The organism is Paenibacillus sinopodophylli, from assembly GCF_005930355.1.
Classification (GTDB): domain Bacteria; phylum Bacillota; class Bacilli; order Paenibacillales; family Paenibacillaceae; genus Pristimantibacillus; species Pristimantibacillus sinopodophylli.
Window position 1 is genome coordinate 1 of sequence record NZ_VDBO01000020.1, and the last position, 22,587, is coordinate 22,587.

A 22,587-nucleotide genomic window follows, 5' to 3' on the forward strand; every position below is an offset into this window, starting at 1 on the left:
CTTTTTTATCGCTTTTTCGCTTATCCCGAAGGATTTGCGAGGCAGTTATTACTCGTTGTTCAGTTTTCAAAGAGCAATTTACTCTTTCGTGTCAACCGACTGTGTCTCGTTGGCGACAAGAAATAATATATCACAGGGGCCCAATTAAATGCAACCCCTTTTTTAAAACTTTTTTAAAAAGCTGATTTATCGATAAGAACGCGCATTTAATGCATAACGCGAAAGTTCTTTCGAGGATGCAATTCGGGCATACATACGGAAGATAATTTTATAGCGTCTCGTGATGGCTTGTTTAATATCTCCGTCTAGTCTTGAATCATTCAGGTCGAGCAGCATTTCATCCAGTTCTTTTCGAAGGACGTAGTCGAGTTCTTTGCATTCTTTATCGTTGAATAGTATTCCGAGCATAGCCGTATGTGACCTCCTTTAGTTGTAAAGCGCAACTAGACCGTCCTTTACCTAAGATGAAACGGCTACCCGCCGACCTCTGGCAGCACAGCCCGTTTCCATCTAGGAAATATAGAGAAAGGATGAAGAAATCATATACTTTCCTATATTTGAACAAAAAAGCAACGCCTCACGCAAATGCGTTTCGACACTGCTTTACTGTTATGCTCAAATATTGGAAAAATTATTACAAGGTTAACAGCCATGTTGTAAATGTACTCTCGATTACAGCTGCAATTAGAAGCGTAATAGTCAGTACGACCATCATCGGTACTGTTCGTGCTACGAAACCCTCAAGCTCTTCTCCTAACCGACCGGACTTCGATCTCGCGAACAGTAGCGAGCCTAATGCCTTCAAAACAAGAACGCCGAAACGCATACCATAAGCGCAAGCAATAATGATGGCTGGAATCTCCAATATGCCATGAGGCAACAACCCTTTTACGATGAGCTCGAACACGTAGGCTCCGCCATGAAGATCTGCGGTTGCTTTGAGCAAGTAGCCGATTACCATGCCATTCACAACCAAGAAAAAAATCGGCAAAATGCCTAACATGGCTCCTAAATACATAATCACAATCGATTTGACCGCATTATTCAAGAAGATAAATATAAACATCGTTAATGTAGGATTACTTGAATCATCAATCATCTCGGCAATCTTCCCAAGCCCCTCCAGCTGTCCATCAAGAAACGACTTGAACGCCGGGTTCGTGCCTCCGATCACCATCCCCGCCAAAAACAAAATGGTACCAAATGCGATATACGAATTCATTCGTTTGAAATATTCCCAATTCAACTGCCACTTGAACAATGAATTTCCCTCCCAGCAAGAAACTTCGCAAGATAGATGAATATCTCGATTGTACGAGCATAGATTGTACTACAAGCGTTAACGCCAGCCGCTATCCTAGGAAGCAACGGCTCGTTTCGCGGTAAAAGATAAGCGAAGTATAAAAGTCGGATTCATACTTTCTTATCTTTGTACAAGCTTCCATTAGAGAGGAGTGCCCTTCCCCATGAATGTTTTTTATGTATTGAACGGTCGAAAACTAAAACGGTATTTCTTGATCGCAATTGCCGTTGTGTTCTCCGTAGGCATCATTTATGCTGAGCGCGACAACATTACTGTATTTGCTCCGCAGCAGCCGGCAGCGATCTACAGTGTTCCCACTGATAAGAAGGTAGTTGCGCTAACCTTCGATATTAGCTGGGGAGACAAACGTACAGAGCCAATTCTTAACGTACTCAAAGAAAAGAACATTAAGCAGGCGACCTTCTTCCTATCCTCGCCTTGGAGCCAATCGCATCCAGAAATCGTAAAAAAAATTCAAGACGCTGGATATGAGATCGGCAGCCACGGCCACAAGCATGACAACTACAGCAAGCTGAGCGACGAAGAGATTCGCAAGCAAATTACGACCGCGCATACTATTCTATCCGACGTGACTGGCAAGCAACCGAAATTAATCCGACTTCCTAATGGCGATTTCGACAAACGTGTGCTCCGCATTGCGGAAGAATTGCAATATAAGGTCATCCAGTGGGACACCGATTCACTCGATTGGATGAACATCGGTACTGCCAAAATTATCAATCGTGTCGTTACACGCGCCCATCCTGGCGACATTATCCTTTTCCATGCCAGCGATTCTGTCAAACAGACGCATGAAGCCTTACCTGCCGTCATTGATCAACTTCGTGAGAAGGGCTATGATTTCGTAACCGTAACCGATCTAATCACTCAAACAGAAATCGACGGCAAAGCAGTGCAGGATAAGACGACGTCTACGTTCCCACAGCTGAATGCCGCCGAGCTTGAATACTAACCTATACGACCGGCTTTGCGGTAATAACCGCGGAGTCGGTTGTTTCTTTTTTGACCAAACGATGCATCATCATAATTTGGTATGCATTGCAGACGAATAAAGGAACCATCATAAAGATGATAGCAGATACATTCGTTTCGCCCTGAAGAGCTGGCCAAGCCTCTATGAATGTAACCACAAACATAAGAAACATGGTCGGTACGAAGGCTGTTTTATTCGTTTGCTTAATCTTGAACCATGAAACGGCACCGGACATAGCAAGCAGAATGAGCGGAAGCAGCCAGAAAAACCAATTATTCAAGCGCTGCTCATAGAGCATATAGCCAAGTCCTGCAGCCGCAAATATGGTGGTATAGCCTTGCAAGGCATTCCACAAATATTTTTTGCCAAATACGCTAAGGGCAATATAGTTCAAGGTTAAATAAGCGAAGAAGCCCATTTGGCTGAAGGCTCCGATCATAAGTCCGACCAAAGCCATCATTAATGCGTTGAAACCAACTGCCTTAAAACCTAGAAAGCCAAACTCCGGATCCACCCATGCCATAATGGCACCGGTCACCACGCATGCGAGCCCCCCGACTACCATAGCGCTCCAAAATAAAAAGAACCATTTTTTTAAATTCACGTTCCTTGTCCTCCTGAATGTTTATGACGGCTATGCTTTCCGTTATTGCCGCAAGTAGATGCATCTTATGCCGTGCAACAATGTCTTATTGAGATACAGCCACAGACTGCAATGCTTAAATGCTTCCGTATTACCCTTTATTTTACCACGTTCACAACAAAAAGCTAACGATTGTCCATGATAATACGGTGAACAATGTGCATAATAAGACCGTGATCCGCCACTTTTAGAACGATTTGATTATCCATACGGTATACAGCAGTACTCACATAGAAGGGAGCATACGAAGAATGCGTAAGAGATGGGCTTTGATGTTGGTTCTCTCCGCCATGTTGTTTGTGCTTGCAGGCTGCGGTGCTGAGCCCTCTGGAGGAAATGAGCAGGTCAGCTACAAGGATTTGAAATCCATGGTCATCGATATTCTCAAAACAGAGGATGCGCAGAAGGCGCTGCAGGAATCGACACAGCAAATGACCGGCTATTCCGGACAAACCTCCAAGCTGCTGTCGGTTCAAGATCAAGAAGAAGTTCGCTTAGCCGTCAAGGATGTGTTAATTTCACCTCAGTACGATAAGGTCATTAAAAAATTGATGGTTGATCCTCGGTTTGCAGGGGAGTTTGCAAAATCGGTCAACAAGCAGAACAAAGATATTCACAAAGAATTAATAAAGGATCCCTCTTACCAGGCTGAACTAATCAAAGTGCTAAAAAATCCGGAGATGGATAAAATGATTCTTGAGGTGCTGCAAAGCACGCAATACCGCAAGGAAGTCATGTCACTTATGCAGGATGCGATGCAAAATCCGTTGTTCCGCTTGGAAGTACTTGATTTAATGAAAAAAGCGGTTCAAGAAGAATTGAAGCCGAACCCTGACGAGAAGGTTGATAAGAAAAAGGATGAAGGCTCTGGGGATGAAGAGCAAAAGTCTGAGGAAGATGATCAGCAAAGCGAGGATTCCGGTTCTGGGGATGAGCAAGGGGATTCTGGCATGTAGCACAGTAGTCGTATCTATTGGAGAAAGCATGATTTTTGTAAAGAGCCCGAACAGCCTGTCCACCATTGAAGCGCCACATATGCGCTCCGGACACCTGTTCGGGCTTTGTTATTTAGATTAACGCTCGCATTTGGACAGCACGTTGTCCGCCAGTTCTAGATACAGCTGACCGGTTTCTGAATCCGACTTGTACACAGATGGTGCAAAATCAGGCTCAGCTATGTGATTATCAGGAGCGCCAAGCGGAATTTGAGCAAGAAGCTCTGCATGCAGATTCTCTGCCAAACGTGCACCGCCGCCGCGACCGAATACATATTCAATCTCGCCTGTTGATTTCGAGACGTAATAGGACATATTCTCCACAACGCCTATAATTTCATGCTCCGTCTTGATCGCCAAGGCACCTGCACGAGCGGCAACGAATGCTGCGGTTGCATGTGGTGTCGTCACTATAATTTCTTTGCTTTGCGGAATGATCTGATGAACATCAAGTGCTATGTCACCAGTACCTGGAGGCAAATCAAGCAGCAAATAATCGAGCTCTCCCCATTCGATTTCTTGGAAGAAGTTACGAAGCATTTTGCCAAGCATCGGTCCGCGCCAAACGATCGGGCTGTTGTCTTCTACGAAGAAGCCCATAGACATTACTTTGACCCCGAACTTCTCGATCGGGATAACGCGCTCGTTTATGACCTCAGGGCGTTCCTCAATGCCCATCATATCGGGCACACTGAAGCCGTAGATGTCGGCGTCGATAATGCCGACGCGCTTGCCCCTGCGGGCTAAAGCGACCGCGAGATTAACGGTCACCGTCGATTTGCCGACGCCGCCCTTTCCGCTGGCGATGGCGATGAACTGCACGCCGCTGCTAGGGTCCAGCAGCGGCACAGCTAGATCAGCTCCGTGGCCCTGGATGGGCGCGGAGCCTTCAGCTTTGCCGACACCGCCTGCGCTAGCCGCGACCGGTGCTTTGGCTGCCGCAGGCGGCGTAGACGCGCCTGCGCCCGCGGCTGGCGCTGCCTCGGCCCGAAACCGGAAGTGCACGGTTTCGGCGCCCAGGCGCGCCAGCGCCTCGCGGAGCGAGGCTTCAAGCGCGGGATGTGTGTCCGCGCCAGCACCAAGGACCGTCAAGGATACCTGACGGTCCCGCACCATTAAGTCGCGGATGGCGATCCCATCCGCTATATAGGGTGCCGTCACTGAATCGACGGCTTCTATTGCTTGTTCGCGTGTCAACGTCATATATGTCCCACCTTTATATAATTAAAACCATATAATAATGATTATAACACAGGAAGTGGAGCATCCAAGCCCTTAGCCGAAACCTTTACCCCTGGAGTACGAATGGTTACTTCGTTATTCCTTCATCCTGCCGTACGCTTCCGCCAAGCTTCTCCCCTGCTATATACCGCAGTACCCCTTCGTAAATAGAAGCCGCAACCTGTCTTTGGTATTCCGCATCCGCAAGTCGCTGCGATTCGCCTGGGTTAGACAAGAACCCGACCTCAACTAACGCTGTCGGAATATTCTCAATTGCCTTCAGCACGTATACGTCCTTAACCGTGGCCGCAATTCTAGTCGTATTCTCCAAGTTGCGTTTAATCTCATCCTGTATGAACGTTGCGAGAATACGATTATCCGGATGGTTCGAAGGGTGAAAGAACGTTTGCGCACCTGACCACTTTGTTGATGGTATGCTGTTCATATGAATACTGATGACAGCCGCTGGCTGACTAGCCTTGATCAAAGAAACTCTTTTCTTCAGATCCTCTGTCTTCCGCTTGCTATATGCGCGAGCATCTCCTGTAGCAAGGTCATAATCACCCTCTCGCGTCATAACGACCATAGCACCAGCCTGCTGTAAGTAGTCCCTCAAGTATAGCGCAATCGCAAGATTCAAATCCTTTTCAATCACACCTTGCTTGCTGACTGCTCCACCGTCAACCCCGCCGTGGCCAGCGTCGATTGCAATCGTTTTACCTGATAGAGGCAACGTCCAGTAGGACCAAGTTTTAGCTGAAGGCATTGATTGTGTAAGCAATATACCTGTCAGAGCAATGACCAATAGCCCTATTGCGATGCGTATAGCCCCTTTGTACGTCATCCAAACTACAACATGCCGACCTATTCGGCGCATAAAAAAAACCACCCCGTTCTCCATCAAATGAATACGTGGCATCCACCGGCTGATAGCAAGCCAAATGCACACTTTCATTTATATGGGACGAGATGGTCGATTATGAGACAAACCTTAAAGCAAAGCCATTATTAAACTATAGACTGCTCATACATGTCTTCAATTAAACTTTCCGCTATTTCAGGACGGGAGAACTCAGGCGGCGGGCAAACACCATTACGCAGTAATGCGCGAACCTTTGTACCCGATAGCATCAAATAATACGCTATGTCATGCAGAGTTTAATTTGTCTCCTATCAAAAGATAGAGTCCTATACTTGCTTATTTATGCAAGCCGCATTCTGTTTTCTCTTGACCGGACCAACGTCCTGCACGAGCATCTTCACCTGGCATAACTTTGCGCGTGCAATGCTCGCAGCCAATGCTTGGATAGTTTTGATCATGCAGCGGGTTATAGATAACATCATTCTCGCGAATGTATTGCCATACATCCTCCGTTGTCCAATGTGCAATCGGATTAAATTTAACGAGTCCAAACTTCGTGTCGTACTCAATTTTTTTGGAGTTGGCACGCGTCGGCGCTTGATCTCGGCGAATACCTGTAATCCATGCACTGTATTTCGATAAAATGTTCGTGAGCGGTTTAACTTTACGGATATTGCAGCAAGCGTTCGCATCGGACTTCCATAACTCTTCACCGAATTGTGCAGCTTGCTCTTCGACCGTCATTTCAGGCATAACCTGTACGAATGGAATGCCTGGGTAGCGAGCAGCCATTTTGTCACGTGTTTCGTATGTTTCCTTGAAGTGAAAATTCGTATCTAAGTAGAAAATGTCTGTAGTTGGGCTTATTTTTTGGAGCATGTCAACAAGAACGACATCCTCAGCGCCAAAGCTGCAGGCGAATGTAATATTAGGAAAAGTTTCAACCGCAAACGCAATGATTTCTTCCGGTGTCGCGTTTTCGAGCTCTACTTCTTTTTGTTTAATTAGTGCTTCCTTCTCAAAAAGGTTCATTTGAATCCCCTCCATCATTAAATCCTAGTAAGTTAGTCTGTGTTAAAATTATAAGTCCTGTATGCGTAATGTTCAATATAAGTTTACACCAAAATGAAATAAAGTTTTAGATATTTAAAATCTGTATACACAAACACGAAAAAAAGAAGTCCTAAACGCAAAAAAATGCCCTCTCTGACTGGCAGAGAAGGCATTTTGTCGTATAAGAATTAACGTTTCGAGAATTGTGGAGCGCGACGAGCCGCTTTAAGACCGTATTTTTTACGCTCTTTCATACGCGGATCACGAGTTAGGAAGCCAGCACGCTTAAGAGCCGGACGGAATTCTGGATCTGCTTTAAGCAAAGCACGAGAAATACCATGACGGATAGCGCCTGCTTGACCGGACATACCGCCGCCATTAGCGATTACAAGCACATCGTATTTCGACAATGTATCAGTAAGGTTAAGCGGTTGTTTTACGATCAGCTTCAATGTTTCTAGACCGAAATATTCATTAAGGTCGCGTTTGTTAATAATGATTCGTCCTTCACCCGGCACAAGACGTACACGTGCAACAGAGTGTTTACGACGACCGGTTCCATAGTATTGCACTTGAGCCATGAAACTTGTCCTCCTCTTTATTACCCGCGAAGTTCGTAAACTTCAGGGTTTTGTGCTTGATGTGGATGTTCCGCACCTGCGTATACTTTAAGTTTAAGCTTCATTTGGTTGCCAAGACGGTTCTTAGGCAACATACCGTGAACAGCCAGCTCGATAACGCGCTCTGGTTTGTTCTTGATCATCTCTTGTGCCGGAGTAGCTTTCAAGCCACCGGAGTACATGGAGTGACGGTAGTAGATTTTATCTGACATTTTCTTACCTGTCAGATGGATTTTTTCAGCGTTGATAACAACAACGAAATCGCCTGTATCAACATGTGGCGTAAATGTCGGTTTGTGTTTGCCGCGGATCAGGGCAGCAACTTCACTCGCCAAGCGGCCTAGCGTTTTGCCTTCCGCATCGACGACGAACCATTTACGATCAACTTCAGTTGATTTAGCCATATAAGTGGTGCGCATGGATGATCCTCCTTAATTTCATACATTAATCGTTTTTATAACAACGTAATCGTTGGTTTGTTAGTTCATTGTAATTCGCCAAGTTTGTGACAATCTCAGTCGGGGCTGTGGGTTAGCCACTTCGAAAGCACAAGTTATATTCTACTATAAAATATAGTTAAGTGCAAGTAAATTATAGTGATTTATCCCTGTTTTTCGCTGGAATATTCAACATCGAGCAGCATCAATCCATGCGGCATAGCCGTAGGACCTGCAAGTGATCGATTGCGACCCTCAAGGATGCTTTTTATCTCGGATGAAGCCATCTTCCCTTCCCCAACCCATAATAAAGTACCCATTATGACTCGAACCATATTGTACAGAAAGCCATTCCCGGTGACGTACATATGTACGATCGGGCCCTCCTGCACAAAGTCTGCTTCGTAGATCGTGCGTATATGATGAGGCTTGGTTGAATGGATAGATGTAAATGAGGTGAAATCATGTTTCCCCACAAGGAAACGGAGTCCCTCACGCATCGCATCCACATCCAGCGGCGTCGGATGATGAAAACGGTATTGACGGCCAAATACATCAGGAAACTTACCGGTATCAATCGTGTAACGATACGTTTTGCGCTTGGCGGATCTTCTGGCGTGAAAATGCTCTGGCACATCACATGCTTCAATGATGACAATATCCTTAGGTAACCGCGTATTAAGCGCGATTGCCCACCTTTCAGTCGGAATCGTCGATTCCGTATAGAAATTGAACATTTGTCCTTGAGCATGTACTCCCGCATCGGTACGACCCGAACCAATAATGATGGTCGTTTCACCCGTTAGCTTCTTAATGGCCTTCTCAATTTCTCCTTGGACCGTTCTACCGTATGGCTGCGTTTGAAAACCGTTAAAGCCTGCCCCATCATAGCTCACCTTTACGCATATGTTCCTCAACCTTTTTCCCCCTTTAGCTAAAGGGAATCCTACACATCTTAGGCGCTGTACGGAACAGTGCCATAGAATTGCGCCCTCATGGCATCCATATGATGTCGCATAAGCTCATCCTGCGCTCCCTGGCTGCTCCGCAATAGAAAGAACAAACCGATTGAGCAAATAAAAAAAGGTGGCCTCAAGGGTCCACCCTTTTCACTAAAATATAAGAAGTATAGGGAAACCCATATACTTGCTTATATTTTGTAGCGTAAGCGTTCCTGTGCCCGCCAGAGGCAGGCATAAGCCGTTTGCGCTCGCGTATAAAGCTTGGACAAGGTTTAACGCTGTGGACAAGCTTATACACTTATTAGATTACTCCGCGCGGTCAACCAATTCCAGGTAAACCATAGGCGCAGCATCGCCGCGACGGGGTCCTAGTTTTAGAATACGCGTGTAGCCGCCTGCACGCTCCGAATAACGAGGAGCTAGATCAGAGAACAGCTTTTGAATAGCGTCTTTTTCACCGTCAACTGTTTCACGACGAACATAAGCAGCTACTTGACGACGAGCATGAAGATCACCTTTCTTAGCTTTAGTGATCAGTTTTTCAGCGATTGAACGAACTTCTTTCGCCTTAGCCTCAGTCGTTTGGATACGCTCATAAAGGAACAAGTCAGTAACGAGGTCACGGAACAAAGCTTTCCGTGCACTAGCGTCACGTCCTAATTTTTGATATGCCATCTTGTTTTCCCCTCCCTTGCTCTTTTGTCTTCACTAGTTGAATACTACTCTTCCATACGCAAGCCAAGGCCCAATTCTTCAAGCTTCTCTTGAACTTCCTCAAGGGATTTACGTCCGAGGTTACGAACCTTCATCATGTCCTCTTCGGATTTCGTAATCAGCTCTTGAACCGTGTTGATACCAGCGCGCTTCAAGCAGTTGTAAGAACGGACAGAAAGATCAAGTTCCTCGATCGTCATCTCAAGAACTTTCTCTTTCTTGTCTTCTTCTTTCTCAACCATAATTTCCGCATCTTTGGCTTCATCGGTCAATCCAACGAACAAATCCAAATGCTCAGTGAGAATTTTAGCGCCGAGGCTTACAGCCTCTTCCGGTCTAATACTGCCGTCAGTCCATACTTCAAGCGTAAGCTTGTCGTAGTTGGTAACTTGACCGACACGCGTATTTTCAACGCTATAATTAACGCGAGTAATTGGCGTGTATATCGAATCGACGGGAATTACCCCAATCGGCTGTTCGTCTTTCTTGTTGCGGTCCGCTTGCACGTAACCACGTCCCCGATTAGCAAAAACCCGCATATGGAGCCGCGCGCCGGAAGCCAAGGTTGCGATGTGAAGATCAGGGCTTAAAATCTCGACATCGCTGTCTGCTCGAATGTCGCCCGCTGTAATATTCCCTTCGCCATCCGCGTCGATTTCCAACACCTTTTCTTCATCAGAGTGGATTTTCAACGAGAGGCCCTTCAGGTTCAGAATGATTTCGGTAACATCCTCAATCACTCCGGGAACCGTAGAGAACTCGTGAAGCACTCCATCGATCTGAACCGAGGTTACTGCTGCACCTGGCAGCGAGGACAACAAAATTCGGCGAAGCGAATTTCCTAGCGTCGTGCCATAACCGCGTTCAAGCGGCTCCACGACGAAACGTCCGTAAGTTCCCTCATCATTCAGTTCTACGGTTTCGATTTTCGGCTTTTCGATCTCAATCACTAATAGTACCCTCCTTCAAACGTCGCTCCGTTAGCTTACCGTTATTTTAAGTCAAACCTTGTAGTATGCCAAACCTTCACAACCATTATTCACAAGTTGTTGTTATTTGATACCACATCAGATCCAACTATACGCGACGACGTTTCGGAGGACGGCATCCGTTGTGAGGAACTGGTGTTACGTCTTTAATGAGGTTAACTTCCAATCCAGCTGCTTGAAGCGAACGAATTGCTGCTTCACGGCCAGCGCCTGGTCCTTTTACCATCACTTCAACGGTTCTCATGCCATGCTCCATTGCTGCTTTTGCAGCCGTTTCAGCAGCCATTTGAGCTGCGAAAGGCGTGCTTTTACGTGAGCCTCTGAAGCCCATGTTACCAGAGCTTGCCCATGAAATCGCATTGCCGTGCGGATCCGTGATCGTAACGATCGTATTGTTGAACGTTGAGCGAATGTGCGCAACGCCAGTCTCAATATTTTTCCGGTCGCGACGTTTCGTACGAACGACTTTTTTTGGTTTAGCCATTGTCCATTATCCTCCCTTCTTATTTCTTCTTGTTAGCTACAGTCCGACGAGGACCTTTACGCGTACGCGCATTTGTTTTCGTACGTTGACCACGAACAGGCAAGCCGCGACGGTGACGAAGACCACGGTAGCATCCGATTTCAGTCAAACGTTTAATGTTAAGTGAAATTTCACGACGCAGGTCGCCTTCTACTTTAACAGACTTGTCGATTGCTTCGCGAAGGCGAGCAAGTTCGTCTTCTGTCAAATCGCGAACGCGAGTGTCGTAGCTAACTTCAGCTGTATTCAAAAGTTTTTGCGACGTTGTTTTGCCGATACCGAAAATGTATGTCAGGGCGATTTCGACGCGTTTGTCACGCGGCAAGTCTACACCAGCTATACGTGCCATAGGCTATATTCCCCTCCTTCTATCCTTGTTTTTGTTTGTGTTTCGGATTTTCACAAATCACCATAACGTTGCCTTTGCGACGAATGACTTTGCATTTTTCGCAGATCGGCTTTACCGAAGGTCTAACCTTCATTGTGATTACCTCCCGAATCTTTCGTAATCAAGCCGCTGCTGCAGCTTACTTACGATAGGTGATGCGCCCTTTTGATAAATCATAAGGCGATAACTGTATAACCACCTTGTCTCCTGTCAGGATGCGGATAAAGTGCATTCTGAGCTTACCGGAAACATGTGCGAGAATTTGGTGACCGTTCTCCAGCTCCACCTTGAACGTGGCATTCGGCAACGGCTCTATAACCGTACCTTCGACCTCAATGATGTCTTCCTTAGCCAAGCGTCATTCTCCTTTCGCATTAACATACTTCTGAATAGCATAACGTAACTTTGCGTTGGTCACCCTGCCGGTTTCTTGCATGCTGCTTGAAACCTCAGAACTAATTGCAGGCTGTAACTCGAGATGTAGAACGTTCTTTCTCTTAGGCTGATCAAATCGGCGCTTATGGCCATCAGCAATCGTGACAAATCGATCATCAACGATTGATAAGATAATCGCATAGCATTCCTCATCTTTGCCACGAAGAACTTTGACGAACTGACCAATCTGGGGACGAGCATCCATCATCATACTTATGACTGCTGCGGCAGAATGGTCAATATTTCAAAGCCGTCCTCTGTAACAGCTACTGTATGCTCGAAATGGGCACACCATGAGCCGTCTTCCGTTACAACCGTCCAATTGTCTTCGAGCGTACGGACATATCGTTCACCGATATTAACCATTGGTTCGATTGCAAGCACCATTCCGGTCTTCAAACGAGGGCCGCGATCAGGTATGCCGTAGTTCGGTATTTGTGGTTCCTCATGGAGGTCCGCGCCGATTCCGTGCCCTACGTATTCCCTAACTACGGAGAATCCTGCATCTTCAATTACCTTTTGAATAGCGTGCGAAATTGTATATAGCCTAATATCTGGTTTGATAAGCGCAAGTCCCGCGTATAGCGAAGCTTCCGTTACATCAAGCAGCCTCTGAACTTCAGGCGTTACAGCTCCAACCGCGTAGGTCCAAGCCGAGTCACCGTGATAGCCTTCATACTGCGCACCGATATCAATACTAATAATATCGCCTTCGTTCAACTTGCGTGAACCAGGGAAGCCGTGCACCAGCTCGTCATTCACAGAAGCACAAATGCTGGAAGGAAAGCCATTGTAACCTTTGAAGGAAGGAATCGCATTTTGACTCTTAATGAACATTTCAGCGATTTGGTCAAGCTCACGAGTAGTGATACCTGGTTTCACAGCCTCCGCCATTAATCGATGCGTTTCCGCAACAATGCGTCCAGCTTCCCTCATATATCGCAGCTCCGATTCGGATTTGCAAATAATCATTACAATGAACCTCTCAAGTTGGAAATGATGTCGGATGTTACAACATCAATGTCCTTCTCGCCGTCGACTTCGCGAAGAAGACCTTTAGCACTGTAGTAATCAAGTAAAGGTGCAGTCTTGGATGAATACTCATCCAAACGAGTGCCTACCTTTTCTTCTGTATCATCAGAACGCTGATACAGCTCTCCGCCGTCTTTGTCGCAGATTCCTTCGACCTTAGGTGGATTGAAGATTACATGATAAGTCGTACCAGTCGTTTTCGATATGCGTCTGCCCGTCAAACGAGCAAGCAGCAAGCTGCGATCAACCTTTAAATTGACAACATGGTCTATACCACGACCGAGCTCCGCAAGCATAACATCTAGTGCTTCTGCTTGTTGTAGTGTGCGAGGAAACCCGTCGAGCAAGAATCCATTTTTGCAATCGGATTGTTCAAGTCTTTCCTTTACAATACCGTTCGTGATCTCATCGGGAACGAGTAGGCCTTGATCGACATACTCTTTCGCTTTGATTCCAAGTGCGGTTCCTTCTTTCATAGCGAGGCGGAAAGCATCGCCAGTCGAGATATGAGGAATACCGAACTCTTCAACGATCCGTTCAGCTTGTGTACCTTTACCGGCTCCCGGAGGGCCCATGAATAAAATGTTCATTGCTGAGTTCCTCGCTTTAAGCACAATAGGCTCGGGCGGGCTGCCGCAGAGCGCCTGTTGACGAACGCGGAAGCCCGGTCAGAACCTATTGTTATTTATTGATAAACCCTTTGTAATGGCGTTTGATCAACTGGCTCTCGATTTGCTTCATCGTATCTAGTGCAACACCGATAACGATTAGGAGCGAGGTGCCGCCTAGCTGTACTGATTTAGGTAATCCAGCAAGTGTCCCGAAGAATACCGGAATAACTGAGATAACCGCCAGGAAGATCGCTCCTGTCAACGTGATCCGCGACATAACGCGAGTCAGGTATGACGAAGTTGGCTTACCTGGACGAATACCAGGAATGTAGCCGCCGTTCTTCTTCATCTGATCAGCCATTTGAACCGGATTAATTTGCACGAATGTGTAGAAGAAGGTAAACCCGATAATTAACAATACGTACAATACCATACCAAGCGGTTGGTCATAGCTCATATTTTTAATGATCCAGTCTGCCCAAGCCTGAGTAGCCCAGAACTGAGCAATCGTAATCGGGAACATAACAAGCGATACCGCGAAGATAACCGGGATAACGCCAGCGCCGTTCACTTTCATAGGAATGTGAGTCGACTGTCCACCGTACATTTTGCGTCCAACCACGCGTTTAGCGTATTGAACTGGAATTTTACGAATACCTTGTTGTACGAATATAACACCGACTATGATTGCAATGATCGCAACCAGAACCAGTACCATTTTGATAATGTTCAGGAACAACTGATCTTGAGCACCAACGAACTGATCTTCAACGATCGTACGAATGTGTCCAGGGATACCAGCTGCAATTGCTGCAAAGATAAGAATGGAAATACCATTTCCGATTCCTTTTTCCGTGATTTGCTCACCTAGCCACATCAAGAATGCAGTACCTGCAGTCAAGATAATTGCGATTAGAACATAATCAACGAAAGTCGCGCCAACAATCATTTCGTAACCGTATTGACGGTTAAAGCCGATTGCTGTAGCGAAACCTTGGATCAAACCAAGTACAATCGTACCATAACGAGTGATTTGTGCGAGCTTACGTTTACCGTTCTCGCCTTCCTTCGCCCATTCCGCAAACTTAGGAATAACATCCATAGACAACAACTGTACGATAATCGACGCTGTAATATATGGTGTAATTCCGATTGCGAAGATGGAAAACTGGAACAAAGCACCGCCGGAAAACGTGTTAAGCAAGCCGAACAGATCCGCACCGGCTGCATCAACCTGCTTAAACACATCTTTGTTTACACCGGGAACTGGAATGAAAGATCCGATGCGGTAAATCAAAAGGATGAAAAGGGTGAAGAGGATCCTTGTACGAAGATCCGCCACTTTCCAAATGTTGGACACGGTCTTGAACAATTAGATCACCTCGGTTTTACCGCCGGCAGCCTGGATTTTCTCTACCGCAGATTGAGAGAACTTGTTTGCTTTTACAGTAAGTGTAACGCTAACTTCACCATTACCCAAAATTTTAATTCCTGCGAGCGGGTTCTTAACGATCCCAGTCTCGATGAGAACTTCTGGAGTGACTTCAGTTCCTGCTGCAAACGCATTTAGTTCTTCAATGTTGACAATCGCGTACTCTTTGCGGAACGGGTTGTTAAATCCACGTTTCGGCACTCGACGATACAAAGGGTTTTGTCCGCCTTCGAAACCAGGACGAACGCCGCCGCCGGAACGAGCGTTTTGACCTTTGTGACCTTTACCGGCTGTTTTACCGTTACCGGAACCGATACCGCGACCTTTGCGCTTTGGCGCTTGGGTAGAGCCCGGTGCTGGTGCTAGCTCATGCAATTTCATCGTTCGTGCACCTCCTTATTTATTTCTTGGAACTACATGCTATTCTTGTACTTCTTCTACTTTAACCAAGTGACTAACAGTGTTAACCATGCCGCGGACAGCTGGGCTGTCGTTCAAAACAACTGCCTGACGAATCTTTTTTAGACCAAAAGATTCAACCGTTGCACGTTGTTTCTCGTTGCGACCGATTAAACTGCGAACGAGGGTGATTTGCAATTTTGCCATCTTATTTCCCTCCTTAGCGTAACAGCTCTTCGACTGTTTTTCCACGAAGCTTTGCAACTTCTTCCACGCGTTTAAGACGGGAAAGACCTTCAAGCGTTGCATTAACCATATTCATGGAGTTCGAAGAACCTAGCGATTTCGTCAAGATGTCGCCGACACCAGCAAGTTCGAGTACTGCACGAACCGGGCCGCCAGCGATAACGCCAGTACCTTCAGAAGCTGGCTTCAGAAGAACTTCACCTGCTCCGAAATGTCCGAGAACAAGGTGGGGAATAGTCGTGCCAACGATTGGAACGTGGATCAGGTTTTTCTTAGCATCTTCGATACCTTTGCGGATTGCATCAGGTACTTCGCCTGCTTTACCGATCCCTGCGCCAACGTAGCCTTTACCGTCGCCGACTACTACAAGTGCACTAAAGCTGAAACGGCGTCCGCCTTTTACAACTTTAGATACGCGATTGATATTAACAACTTTTTCAGTCAGTTCTAACGTATTTGGATCTACACGCAAGTCGTTTAACCTCCTTATAAATAAAGTCGATTAGAATTCTAGGCCAGCTTCACGAGCTGCTGTAGCAAGTGCCTGAATTCTGCCGTGATACAAGTAACCGCCGCGATCAAATACTACTTGGGTTACACCCTTAGCTTGAGCGCGTTTCGCAATCAATTCTCCGACTTTGCTCGCTGCATCGATGTTACCACCGTTGCCAACCGCTTCAGTCAATTCTTTATCCTGTGTGGATGCAGAAACGATTGTTACGCCTGAAACATCGTCGATCAATTGAGCATACATATGCTTGGAGGAACGGAATACAGATAGACGCGGACGTGCAGCTGTACCGTTAATTTTTTTACGAACACGAAGGTGTCTTTTCAGACGAGCCTTGTTTTTGTCGCCTTTCGTAATCATACAAAGTTCACTCCTTTCTTTCAGCCTTAAGACGCTATCTTAAGCAAACGTGACGTTTGCTTATTTTTTCTTACCAGCTTTACCTTCTTTACGGATGATGCGTTCGCCTTCGTACTTAATACCTTTACCTTTATACGGCTCAGGCTCACGTACAGAACGAATTTTTGCAGCAGTTGCACCAACAAGCTCTTTATCAATACCGCGAACAGTGATTTTCGTGTTTGCTGGTACTTCGAACTCGATTCCGTTATCAGGTGCGATTTCGACTGGGTGAGAATATCCTACGTTAAGTACGATTTTGTCTCCAGCTTTGTTTGCACGGTATCCAACGCCTACTAGCTCCAAGTTTTTGAAGAAGCCTTCAGTAACGCCGCTCACCATGTTAGCGATGACGCTGCGAGTTGTTCCGTGCAACGAACGATGCAATTTATTATCGGAAGGACGTTCTACTAGGATTTCCGTTTCCGTTACATTCACTTTCATATCTTTGTGAAGTTCACGGGAAAGCGATCCTTTAGGTCCTTTAACAGTAATTACTGTGTTGTCCAAGTTGATTGTTACGCCGTTAGGCACTTGGATTGGTTTGCGACCAATACGGGACATTGTTACACCTCCTATCTCTGTGACTTGTTACTTACCAAACGTAGCAAACTACTTCGCCGCCGGATTTAACTTGGCGAGCTTCTTTATCAGTCATAATCCCTTTGGAAGTGGAAATGATAGCAATTCCAAGTCCACCGAGTACACGGGGGATTTCAGTTGATTGTGTATAAACGCGAAGGCCTGGTTTCGAAATACGTTTCAAGCCAGTAATAACGCGCTCTTGGTTAGGGCCGTATTTCAAGAAAATACGGATAATCCCTTGTTTGTTGTCTTCGATATATTCAGCGTCGCGGATAAAACCTTCGCGCTTCAAAATCTCAGCGATTTGCTTCTTCAATTTTGATGCAGGCATTTCCACGGTCTCGTGACGAACAACATTCGCATTACGAATGCGTGTCAACATATCTGCAACCGGATCAGACATAACCATTGTGTTAACCTCCTTCCCAAACTAGGCTGATTACCAGCTTGCTTTTTTAACGCCAGGAATCTGGCCCTTATGTGCTAACTCACGGAAACAAATCCGGCAAATTTTAAACTTTTGCAAAACAGAATGCGGACGGCCGCAACGCTCACAGCGCGTATATGCACGCACTTTAAATTTCGGTGTGCGTTGTTGCTTCACTTTCATCGAAGTTTTTGCCACTGGGTATTACACCTCCTAAAAGTGGATTACTTCGTAAACGGCATGCCCATTTGGGTCAGCAGTTCACGAGATTCTTCGTCCGTTTTTGCCGTCGTGACGATGACGATGTCCATACCGCGCACTTTATCGACCTTGTCGTACTCGATCTCTGGGAATATCAATTGCTCTTTCAAACCAAGTGTATAGTTACCACGGCCGTCGAAAGCTTTGTTCGATACACCGCGGAAGTCACGTACGCGCGGAAGAGAAATGTTGAACAATTTGTCAAGGAAATGATACATACGCTCGCCGCGCAATGTAACTTTAACCCCGATTGGCATGTCCTCACGAAGTTTAAAGCCTGCAATAGACTTCTTCGCACGAGTAACGACTGGTTTTTGGCCGGAAATGATACGTAGTTCTTCAACTGCTACATCAAGGATTTTCGAATTGGAAACCGCTTCGCCTACCCCCATGTTGATAACTACCTTCTCAATTTTCGGCACTTGCATAACAGACGTATAGTTGAACTTCTGCATAAGAGCAGGAGTTATTTCGTTTAAGAAACGACCTTTCAATCTTGCTGCCATTGATCATGGACCTCCTTTCCTACCGTAACGATTAGTCGATTACTTCTCCGGAACGTTTCGCGATCCGAACTTTCTTGCCGTTGTCTAGCACTTTGTATCCGATACGTGTTACTTTACCGCTTTTCGGATCGATATGCATAACGTTTGATACGTGAATTGGTGCTTCTTGTTCGATAATACCGCCCTGTGGATTAGCTTGCGATGGACGTGTATGTTTCTTAACAGTGTTAACACCTTCTACGAGTACGCGATTTTCACGCGGGTACGCAGCGATAACGCGGCCCTTCTTACCTTTGTCTTTACCGGTAATGACGATAACCGTGTCGTCTTTTTTCACGTGCAATTTGTTGTTATGAGATTCGAGTACTTTTTTCAGCCTTGGCATGAGTTACACCTCCTGCACGCTTGTGCTATCAAGCTTATATAGGTTGTTAGATTACTTCTGGTGCTAGCGATACGATTTTCATGAAGTCTTTATCACGAAGCTCACGGGCAACTGGTCCAAAGATACGAGTACCGCGCGGGCTTTTGTCTTCCTTAACAATTACAGCTGCATTTTCATCAAATGCGATGTACGAACCGTCTTTACGACGAACCGAACGTTTAGTACGAACGATAACCGCTTTAACAACGTCACCCTTTTTGACAACGCCGCCTGGTGTTGCTTGTTTAACTGAGCAAACGATCAAATCGCCGATGTGTCCAACGCGACGTCCCGTTCCACCAAGTACACGGATACACATTAATTGCTTTGCGCCAGAGTTGTCAGCAACCGCTAAGCGCGAGAATGGTTGAATCATTTCAACGTCCTCCTTTCGAAAAAATGCTCAGGTACTGCATACGCTCATTAGATAATGACAGCAACTTCAACAACTTCTACAAGTCTGAAGCGTTTGTCTTTCGATAGCGGACGAGTCTCCATGATTTTCACGATGTCGCCAATTTTCGCTTGGTTTGTCTCATCGTGCGCTTTAAATTTTTTCGTAACTTTAATGCGTTTATGGTACAAATCGTGTTTTTTGTATGTTTCGATAGCAACCACGATTGTTTTGTCCATCTTGTCGCTTACCACTTTGCCGATTTGAACTTTGCGGGCATTGCGTTCGCTCATGTTCTTCCTCCTTCCTTCAGCCGTGTTTATGCATTCATGTAAGGGATTGACTAGCTGCTAATTCCGAGTTCTCTTTCACGCAAAATCGTTTTAGCACGAGCGATTCCTTTACGCACATCACGGATCCGAGTCGGGTTATCCAATTGGCCAGTAGCCAGTTGGAAACGAAGATTGAAAAGCTCTTCTTTAAAACCAGCGACCTGTTGTTCAAGCTCAGCAGAGGTTAGGTTTCTAAATTCACTAGCTTTCATTTGCTTCACCACCCACTTCTTCACGTTTCACGAATTTAGTCTTGATTGGCAATTTATGAGCCGCAAGACGCATCGCTTCACGAGCGGTTTCTTCGGATACACCAGCAAGTTCAAACAGGATTTTACCTGGTTTAACTACGGCTACCCATTTCTCAACGTTACCTTTACCACTACCCATCCGCACTTCTAGAGGCTTTTGAGTAATTGGTTTAGCAGGGAAAATCTTAATCCATACTTTACCACCACGTTTGATGTAGCGAGTCATTGCAATACGAGCCGCTTCAATCTGACGGTTGGTAATCCATGATGGTTCTAGAGCTTGCAGACCGAATTCGCCGAATGCTACTGTAGTGCCGCCTTTAGCGCGACCCTTCATATGACCGCGTTGTTGTTTGCGGTGTTTGACACGTTTAGGTACCAACATGATTAGTTGCCTCCTTCCTGGGGAGCTTTCTTCTTAGTCGGAAGGACTTCGCCGCGATAGATCCATACTTTAACGCCAATACGGCCGTATGTTGTAGCCGCTTCAGCCGTGCCGTAATCAATATCAGCACGTAGTGTATGAAGTGGTACTGTTCCTTCGCTGTAGCCTTCCGAACGTGCGATTTCCGCGCCACCGAGACGACCGCTAACTGCGGTTTTGATCCCTTTAGCACCTGAACGCATGGAGCGTTGAATTGCTTGCTTCAATGCGCGACGGAAAGATACACGACGCTCAAGTTGTTGTGCGATGCTTTCAGCTACAAGAATAGCGTCAAGATCTGCATGTTTGATTTCAGAGATGTTGATGTGTACTTTTTTGCCTTTAGTGATTTTACCAAGCTCAGTACGAAGGTTTTCTACTTCGGAACCGCCTTTACCAATAACCATACCTGGTTTAGCAGTTTGGATCGTTACGTTCACGCGGTTAGCTGCACGTTCGATCTCGATGTGAGAAACTGCTGCGTCTTTCAGCTTGTTTTTCAAGTATTCACGGATTCTAACGTCTTCCATTAGAAGATCGCCGAAATCTTTGCCCGCGAACCATTTGGACTCCCAATCACGGATAACTCCGACCCGGAAGCCTACTGGATTTACCTTTTGACCCACACGTAATCCCTCCTTATTTTTCAGATACCACCAAGGTAATGTGGCTGGTTCTTTTATTGATCCGGCTTGCGCGACCCATCGCACGAGGACGGAAACGTTTCATCGTTGGCCCTTGGTTAACGAAGGCTTGCGATATAAACAATTTGTTTACGTCAAGCTGATAGTTATGCTCAGCGTTAGCAATTGCAGAGTTTAGCAGCTTCTCCAAAATTGGGGATGCAGACTTAGGCGTGTGACGCAAAATCGCGATTGCTTCGCCAACTTGTTTACCGCGAATCAAATCCGCAACAAGCTGTGCTTTACGGGGAGCAATTCGGATGAATTTAGCGTGCGCTTTAGCTTCTGGCATGTAGGAACCTCCTCTCGTTCAGTTAGAGATGTTTAAGGGCAAATTAACGTCTGCCCGTTTTTTTGTCTTCACCAGCATGGCCTTTATACGTACGAGTTGGTGCAAATTCACCAAGCTTGTGTCCAACCATATCTTCCGTTACATATACCGGTACGTGCTTGCGACCGTCATATACTGCAAACGTGTGACCAATGAATTGCGGGAAAATGGTCGAGCGGCGGGACCAGGTTTTGATAACGACTTTCTTCTCAGCTTCGTTCAATACCTCGACTTTTTTAAGCAGGTAACCGTCAATAAACGGCCCTTTCTTTAAACTGCGACCCATTTGAGTTCCTCCCTTCGTATAAGCGGTAGCGATACTTTCGTATCACAAAGTGTTATCAAGCTGCTATTATTTCGTGCGACGACGAATAATGTATTGGCTCGATGCTTTTTTCTTTTTACGCGTTTTGTAACCAAGAGTTGGTTTACCCCATGGTGACAACGGAGATTTACGTCCGATTGGAGCGCGGCCTTCACCACCACCGTGTGGGTGATCGTTAGGGTTCATGACAACACCACGTACAGTTGGACGGTTGCCTAACCAACGGTTACGGCCGGCTTTACCGATTTTCACAAGTTCGTGATCTTCGTTACCAACAGAACCAATTGTTGCGCGGCAAGTGTTCAGAATGCGACGAACTTCACCTGAAGTCAAACGAACGGATACATAGTTTTCTTCTTTACCAAGAAGTTGAGCACTAGTACCAGCTGCACGAACAAGTTGTCCGCCTTTGCCTGGTTTCAATTCGATGTTGTGGATAACTGTACCGACTGGGATATTCGCAAGCGGCAAAGTGTTTCCTGGTTTAATATCAGAGCCAACACCAGAAGTGATTTTGTCTCCAACTTTCAAACCTTTTGGTGCGATGATGTATGCTTTCTCACCATCAGCGTAATGGATCAAAGCAATGTTGGATGAACGGTTCGGATCGTATTCGATCGTCGCTACGTTACCAACAATACCATCTTTCGTACGTTTGAAGTCGATAATCCGGTATTTACGTTTGTGTCCGCCGCCGTGGTGACGAACCGTAATTTTACCTTGGTTGTTACGTCCAGCTTTTTTGAAAAGTGGAGCAAGCAACGATTTCTCCGGTGTACTTGTCGTGATCTCTTCGAAAGTCGAGACGGACATGTTACGACGTGCTGGAGATGTCGGTTTGTACTTTTTAATAGGCACTTCGATTCCCTCCTTTT

The 22,587-nt window shown here is 46.0% G+C and carries 38 protein-coding genes and 1 pseudogene; 2 read left to right on the forward strand and 37 right to left on the reverse strand.

What is annotated here, in order from left to right; genetic code table 11:
- Positions 1-186: 186 nt before the first annotated feature.
- Both FGT79_RS28675 and FGT79_RS28680 read right to left on the reverse strand, forming a co-directional pair.
- Complete coding sequence (locus FGT79_RS28675; protein WP_138756265.1) at positions 187-408, reverse strand: hypothetical protein; 222 nt, start codon at positions 406-408, stop codon at positions 187-189.
- Between the two features lie 226 nt (positions 409-634).
- Entirely contained in the window at positions 635-1,261 is a 627-nt protein-coding gene (locus tag FGT79_RS28680; RefSeq protein ID WP_246096677.1) for a stage II sporulation protein M, read from the reverse strand.
- A gap of 205 nt (positions 1,262-1,466) precedes the next feature.
- Between FGT79_RS28680 and pdaB the strand changes: the two genes are divergently transcribed.
- Complete coding sequence (pdaB, locus tag FGT79_RS28685; protein ID WP_138756266.1) at positions 1,467-2,276, forward strand: polysaccharide deacetylase family sporulation protein PdaB; 810 nt, start codon at positions 1,467-1,469, stop codon at positions 2,274-2,276.
- A gap of 1 nt (position 2,277) precedes the next feature.
- Here pdaB and FGT79_RS28690 read toward each other — a convergent pair whose 3' ends face one another.
- A complete protein-coding gene (locus FGT79_RS28690) occupies positions 2,278-2,901 on the reverse strand; it encodes a KinB-signaling pathway activation protein (RefSeq protein ID WP_171056501.1) in 624 nt (207 codons plus the stop codon).
- Between the two features lie 290 nt (positions 2,902-3,191).
- Between FGT79_RS28690 and gerD the strand changes: the two genes are divergently transcribed.
- A complete protein-coding gene (gene gerD, locus FGT79_RS28695) occupies positions 3,192-3,896 on the forward strand; it encodes a spore germination lipoprotein GerD (protein WP_138756267.1) in 705 nt (234 codons plus the stop codon).
- Between the two features lie 117 nt (positions 3,897-4,013).
- On the opposite strand, the gene FGT79_RS28700 is transcribed toward gerD, so the two are convergent.
- The 34 genes and pseudogenes from FGT79_RS28700 to rplB form a co-directional block, all read right to left on the reverse strand.
- Entirely contained in the window at positions 4,014-5,138 is a 1,125-nt protein-coding gene (locus FGT79_RS28700; RefSeq protein ID WP_138756268.1) for a P-loop NTPase, read from the reverse strand.
- A 106-nt stretch (positions 5,139-5,244) separates the two neighbouring features.
- Entirely contained in the window at positions 5,245-6,033 is a 789-nt protein-coding gene (gene cwlD, locus FGT79_RS28705) for an N-acetylmuramoyl-L-alanine amidase CwlD (protein WP_138756269.1), read from the reverse strand.
- 131 nt (positions 6,034-6,164) lie between these two features.
- Positions 6,165-6,290, reverse strand: a pseudogene (gene sat / locus FGT79_RS28710) (sulfate adenylyltransferase); the annotation flags it as partial.
- A 64-nt stretch (positions 6,291-6,354) separates the two neighbouring features.
- Positions 6,355-7,050: a phosphoadenylyl-sulfate reductase gene (locus FGT79_RS28715; RefSeq protein WP_138756271.1), complete on the reverse strand. Its 696-nt coding sequence runs from the start codon at positions 7,048-7,050 to the stop codon at positions 6,355-6,357.
- Positions 7,051-7,259: 209 nt separating this feature from the next.
- On the reverse strand, positions 7,260-7,652 hold the full coding sequence (gene rpsI, locus FGT79_RS28720) for a 30S ribosomal protein S9 (protein WP_056635921.1): 393 nt from the start codon (positions 7,650-7,652) through the stop codon (positions 7,260-7,262).
- A gap of 20 nt (positions 7,653-7,672) precedes the next feature.
- A complete protein-coding gene (gene rplM, locus FGT79_RS28725) occupies positions 7,673-8,110 on the reverse strand; it encodes a 50S ribosomal protein L13 (protein ID WP_138756272.1) in 438 nt (145 codons plus the stop codon).
- A gap of 182 nt (positions 8,111-8,292) precedes the next feature.
- Entirely contained in the window at positions 8,293-9,045 is a 753-nt protein-coding gene (gene truA / locus FGT79_RS28730) for a tRNA pseudouridine(38-40) synthase TruA (protein ID WP_138756273.1), read from the reverse strand.
- Positions 9,046-9,396: 351 nt separating this feature from the next.
- A complete protein-coding gene (rplQ, locus tag FGT79_RS28735; RefSeq protein ID WP_138756274.1) occupies positions 9,397-9,765 on the reverse strand; it encodes a 50S ribosomal protein L17 in 369 nt (122 codons plus the stop codon).
- A 44-nt stretch (positions 9,766-9,809) separates the two neighbouring features.
- Positions 9,810-10,754, reverse strand: a complete 945-nt coding sequence (locus FGT79_RS28740) for a DNA-directed RNA polymerase subunit alpha (protein WP_053373922.1) — start codon at positions 10,752-10,754, stop codon at positions 9,810-9,812.
- A gap of 127 nt (positions 10,755-10,881) precedes the next feature.
- Positions 10,882-11,277 (reverse strand): 30S ribosomal protein S11, encoded by a 396-nt coding sequence (gene rpsK / locus FGT79_RS28745; protein WP_054025307.1) that lies wholly within the window; start codon positions 11,275-11,277, stop codon positions 10,882-10,884.
- A gap of 19 nt (positions 11,278-11,296) precedes the next feature.
- On the reverse strand, positions 11,297-11,665 hold the full coding sequence (gene rpsM, locus FGT79_RS28750) for a 30S ribosomal protein S13 (protein WP_054025308.1): 369 nt from the start codon (positions 11,663-11,665) through the stop codon (positions 11,297-11,299).
- A 19-nt stretch (positions 11,666-11,684) separates the two neighbouring features.
- The gene (gene rpmJ, locus FGT79_RS28755; RefSeq protein ID WP_003333770.1) at positions 11,685-11,798 is read right to left on the reverse strand and encodes a 50S ribosomal protein L36; all 114 of its coding nucleotides are present in this window, start codon (positions 11,796-11,798) and stop codon (positions 11,685-11,687) included.
- Positions 11,799-11,843: 45 nt separating this feature from the next.
- The gene (gene infA / locus FGT79_RS28760; protein ID WP_053373919.1) at positions 11,844-12,059 is read right to left on the reverse strand and encodes a translation initiation factor IF-1; all 216 of its coding nucleotides are present in this window, start codon (positions 12,057-12,059) and stop codon (positions 11,844-11,846) included.
- 3 nt (positions 12,060-12,062) lie between these two features.
- Positions 12,063-12,344, reverse strand: a complete 282-nt coding sequence (locus tag FGT79_RS28765; protein ID WP_138756321.1) for a KOW domain-containing RNA-binding protein — start codon at positions 12,342-12,344, stop codon at positions 12,063-12,065.
- Between the two features lie 8 nt (positions 12,345-12,352).
- Entirely contained in the window at positions 12,353-13,111 is a 759-nt protein-coding gene (map, locus tag FGT79_RS28770) for a type I methionyl aminopeptidase (protein WP_138756275.1), read from the reverse strand.
- Positions 13,111-13,761, reverse strand: a complete 651-nt coding sequence (locus FGT79_RS28775; RefSeq protein ID WP_138756276.1) for an adenylate kinase — start codon at positions 13,759-13,761, stop codon at positions 13,111-13,113. The genes map and FGT79_RS28775 overlap by 1 nt, the downstream gene beginning before the upstream one ends.
- Before the next feature lie 91 nt (positions 13,762-13,852).
- A complete protein-coding gene (gene secY, locus FGT79_RS28780; protein WP_138756277.1) occupies positions 13,853-15,154 on the reverse strand; it encodes a preprotein translocase subunit SecY in 1,302 nt (433 codons plus the stop codon).
- Entirely contained in the window at positions 15,155-15,595 is a 441-nt protein-coding gene (gene rplO, locus FGT79_RS28785) for a 50S ribosomal protein L15 (RefSeq protein WP_053373914.1), read from the reverse strand.
- Between the two features lie 39 nt (positions 15,596-15,634).
- On the reverse strand, positions 15,635-15,820 hold the full coding sequence (rpmD, locus tag FGT79_RS31680; RefSeq protein WP_076271422.1) for a 50S ribosomal protein L30: 186 nt from the start codon (positions 15,818-15,820) through the stop codon (positions 15,635-15,637).
- A gap of 13 nt (positions 15,821-15,833) precedes the next feature.
- Positions 15,834-16,331, reverse strand: coding sequence for a 30S ribosomal protein S5 (rpsE, locus tag FGT79_RS28795; RefSeq protein WP_054025314.1), 498 nt, complete (start codon positions 16,329-16,331; stop codon positions 15,834-15,836).
- Between the two features lie 30 nt (positions 16,332-16,361).
- Positions 16,362-16,730: a 50S ribosomal protein L18 gene (gene rplR / locus FGT79_RS28800; protein WP_138756279.1), complete on the reverse strand. Its 369-nt coding sequence runs from the start codon at positions 16,728-16,730 to the stop codon at positions 16,362-16,364.
- Positions 16,731-16,790: 60 nt separating this feature from the next.
- Entirely contained in the window at positions 16,791-17,333 is a 543-nt protein-coding gene (gene rplF / locus FGT79_RS28805; protein WP_138756280.1) for a 50S ribosomal protein L6, read from the reverse strand.
- A gap of 31 nt (positions 17,334-17,364) precedes the next feature.
- Positions 17,365-17,763, reverse strand: coding sequence for a 30S ribosomal protein S8 (gene rpsH, locus FGT79_RS28810; RefSeq protein WP_138756281.1), 399 nt, complete (start codon positions 17,761-17,763; stop codon positions 17,365-17,367).
- 30 nt (positions 17,764-17,793) lie between these two features.
- Entirely contained in the window at positions 17,794-17,979 is a 186-nt protein-coding gene (locus FGT79_RS28815; protein WP_037291562.1) for a type Z 30S ribosomal protein S14, read from the reverse strand.
- A 26-nt stretch (positions 17,980-18,005) separates the two neighbouring features.
- Positions 18,006-18,548, reverse strand: coding sequence for a 50S ribosomal protein L5 (rplE, locus tag FGT79_RS28820; protein WP_110773991.1), 543 nt, complete (start codon positions 18,546-18,548; stop codon positions 18,006-18,008).
- A gap of 31 nt (positions 18,549-18,579) precedes the next feature.
- On the reverse strand, positions 18,580-18,933 hold the full coding sequence (rplX, locus tag FGT79_RS28825; RefSeq protein ID WP_076271424.1) for a 50S ribosomal protein L24: 354 nt from the start codon (positions 18,931-18,933) through the stop codon (positions 18,580-18,582).
- 46 nt (positions 18,934-18,979) lie between these two features.
- Positions 18,980-19,348: a 50S ribosomal protein L14 gene (gene rplN / locus FGT79_RS28830; protein ID WP_054025318.1), complete on the reverse strand. Its 369-nt coding sequence runs from the start codon at positions 19,346-19,348 to the stop codon at positions 18,980-18,982.
- Positions 19,349-19,395: 47 nt separating this feature from the next.
- Positions 19,396-19,659, reverse strand: a complete 264-nt coding sequence (gene rpsQ / locus FGT79_RS28835; RefSeq protein WP_138756282.1) for a 30S ribosomal protein S17 — start codon at positions 19,657-19,659, stop codon at positions 19,396-19,398.
- A 50-nt stretch (positions 19,660-19,709) separates the two neighbouring features.
- Positions 19,710-19,910: a 50S ribosomal protein L29 gene (gene rpmC, locus FGT79_RS28840; protein ID WP_053373905.1), complete on the reverse strand. Its 201-nt coding sequence runs from the start codon at positions 19,908-19,910 to the stop codon at positions 19,710-19,712.
- Positions 19,900-20,334, reverse strand: coding sequence for a 50S ribosomal protein L16 (gene rplP, locus FGT79_RS28845; RefSeq protein WP_028609647.1), 435 nt, complete (start codon positions 20,332-20,334; stop codon positions 19,900-19,902). Before rplP ends, rpmC begins: the two co-directional genes overlap by 11 nt.
- Before the next feature lie 2 nt (positions 20,335-20,336).
- The gene (gene rpsC / locus FGT79_RS28850; RefSeq protein ID WP_138756283.1) at positions 20,337-20,999 is read right to left on the reverse strand and encodes a 30S ribosomal protein S3; all 663 of its coding nucleotides are present in this window, start codon (positions 20,997-20,999) and stop codon (positions 20,337-20,339) included.
- 13 nt (positions 21,000-21,012) lie between these two features.
- Positions 21,013-21,348 (reverse strand): 50S ribosomal protein L22, encoded by a 336-nt coding sequence (gene rplV, locus FGT79_RS28855; RefSeq protein ID WP_028609649.1) that lies wholly within the window; start codon positions 21,346-21,348, stop codon positions 21,013-21,015.
- 43 nt (positions 21,349-21,391) lie between these two features.
- The gene (gene rpsS / locus FGT79_RS28860) at positions 21,392-21,673 is read right to left on the reverse strand and encodes a 30S ribosomal protein S19 (protein WP_053373902.1); all 282 of its coding nucleotides are present in this window, start codon (positions 21,671-21,673) and stop codon (positions 21,392-21,394) included.
- Between the two features lie 66 nt (positions 21,674-21,739).
- The gene (gene rplB / locus FGT79_RS28865; RefSeq protein ID WP_138756284.1) at positions 21,740-22,570 is read right to left on the reverse strand and encodes a 50S ribosomal protein L2; all 831 of its coding nucleotides are present in this window, start codon (positions 22,568-22,570) and stop codon (positions 21,740-21,742) included.
- Positions 22,571-22,587 lie beyond the last annotated feature (17 nt).

Bases quoted from the DNA above. Each gene is read 5' to 3' on its own strand.
- cwlD (WP_138756269.1), bottom strand. From the start codon at position 6,033: ATGCGCCGAATAGGTCGGCATGTTGTAGTTTGGATGACGTACAAAGGG.
- rpsH (WP_138756281.1), bottom strand. From the start codon at position 17,763: ATGGTTATGTCTGATCCGGTTGCAGATATGTTGACACGCATTCGTAAT.
- rplR (WP_138756279.1), bottom strand. From the start codon at position 16,730: ATGATTACGAAAGGCGACAAAAACAAGGCTCGTCTGAAAAGACACCTT.
- rplF (WP_138756280.1), bottom strand. From the start codon at position 17,333: ATGTCCCGTATTGGTCGCAAACCAATCCAAGTGCCTAACGGCGTAACA.
- pdaB (WP_138756266.1), top strand. From the start codon at position 1,467: ATGAATGTTTTTTATGTATTGAACGGTCGAAAACTAAAACGGTATTTC.
- rpsM (WP_054025308.1), bottom strand. From the start codon at position 11,665: ATGGCACGTATAGCTGGTGTAGACTTGCCGCGTGACAAACGCGTCGAA.
- map (WP_138756275.1), bottom strand. From the start codon at position 13,111: ATGATTATTTGCAAATCCGAATCGGAGCTGCGATATATGAGGGAAGCT.
- rpsK (WP_054025307.1), bottom strand. From the start codon at position 11,277: ATGGCTAAACCAAAAAAAGTCGTTCGTACGAAACGTCGCGACCGGAAA.
- rplQ (WP_138756274.1), bottom strand. From the start codon at position 9,765: ATGGCATATCAAAAATTAGGACGTGACGCTAGTGCACGGAAAGCTTTG.
- FGT79_RS28675 (WP_138756265.1), bottom strand. From the start codon at position 408: ATGCTCGGAATACTATTCAACGATAAAGAATGCAAAGAACTCGACTAC.
- FGT79_RS28775 (WP_138756276.1), bottom strand. From the start codon at position 13,761: ATGAACATTTTATTCATGGGCCCTCCGGGAGCCGGTAAAGGTACACAA.
- rpmJ (WP_003333770.1), bottom strand. From the start codon at position 11,798: ATGAAGGTTAGACCTTCGGTAAAGCCGATCTGCGAAAAATGCAAAGTC.
- rpsI (WP_056635921.1), bottom strand. From the start codon at position 7,652: ATGGCTCAAGTGCAATACTATGGAACCGGTCGTCGTAAACACTCTGTT.
- rplV (WP_028609649.1), bottom strand. From the start codon at position 21,348: ATGCCAGAAGCTAAAGCGCACGCTAAATTCATCCGAATTGCTCCCCGT.
- rpmD (WP_076271422.1), bottom strand. From the start codon at position 15,820: ATGGCAAAATTGCAAATCACCCTCGTTCGCAGTTTAATCGGTCGCAAC.
- rpsS (WP_053373902.1), bottom strand. From the start codon at position 21,673: ATGGGTCGCAGTTTAAAGAAAGGGCCGTTTATTGACGGTTACCTGCTT.
- FGT79_RS28715 (WP_138756271.1), bottom strand. From the start codon at position 7,050: ATGAACCTTTTTGAGAAGGAAGCACTAATTAAACAAAAAGAAGTAGAG.
- rplX (WP_076271424.1), bottom strand. From the start codon at position 18,933: ATGCCAAGGCTGAAAAAAGTACTCGAATCTCATAACAACAAATTGCAC.
- rplN (WP_054025318.1), bottom strand. From the start codon at position 19,348: ATGATTCAACCATTCTCGCGCTTAGCGGTTGCTGACAACTCTGGCGCA.
- rplM (WP_138756272.1), bottom strand. From the start codon at position 8,110: ATGCGCACCACTTATATGGCTAAATCAACTGAAGTTGATCGTAAATGG.
- rpsQ (WP_138756282.1), bottom strand. From the start codon at position 19,659: ATGAGCGAACGCAATGCCCGCAAAGTTCAAATCGGCAAAGTGGTAAGC.
- FGT79_RS28700 (WP_138756268.1), bottom strand. From the start codon at position 5,138: ATGACGTTGACACGCGAACAAGCAATAGAAGCCGTCGATTCAGTGACG.
- rplO (WP_053373914.1), bottom strand. From the start codon at position 15,595: ATGAAATTGCATGAGCTAGCACCAGCACCGGGCTCTACCCAAGCGCCA.
- rplE (WP_110773991.1), bottom strand. From the start codon at position 18,548: ATGGCAGCAAGATTGAAAGGTCGTTTCTTAAACGAAATAACTCCTGCT.
- gerD (WP_138756267.1), top strand. From the start codon at position 3,192: ATGCGTAAGAGATGGGCTTTGATGTTGGTTCTCTCCGCCATGTTGTTT.
- FGT79_RS28765 (WP_138756321.1), bottom strand. From the start codon at position 12,344: ATGGATGCTCGTCCCCAGATTGGTCAGTTCGTCAAAGTTCTTCGTGGC.
- rplP (WP_028609647.1), bottom strand. From the start codon at position 20,334: ATGTTGGTACCTAAACGTGTCAAACACCGCAAACAACAACGCGGTCAT.
- rpmC (WP_053373905.1), bottom strand. From the start codon at position 19,910: ATGAAAGCTAGTGAATTTAGAAACCTAACCTCTGCTGAGCTTGAACAA.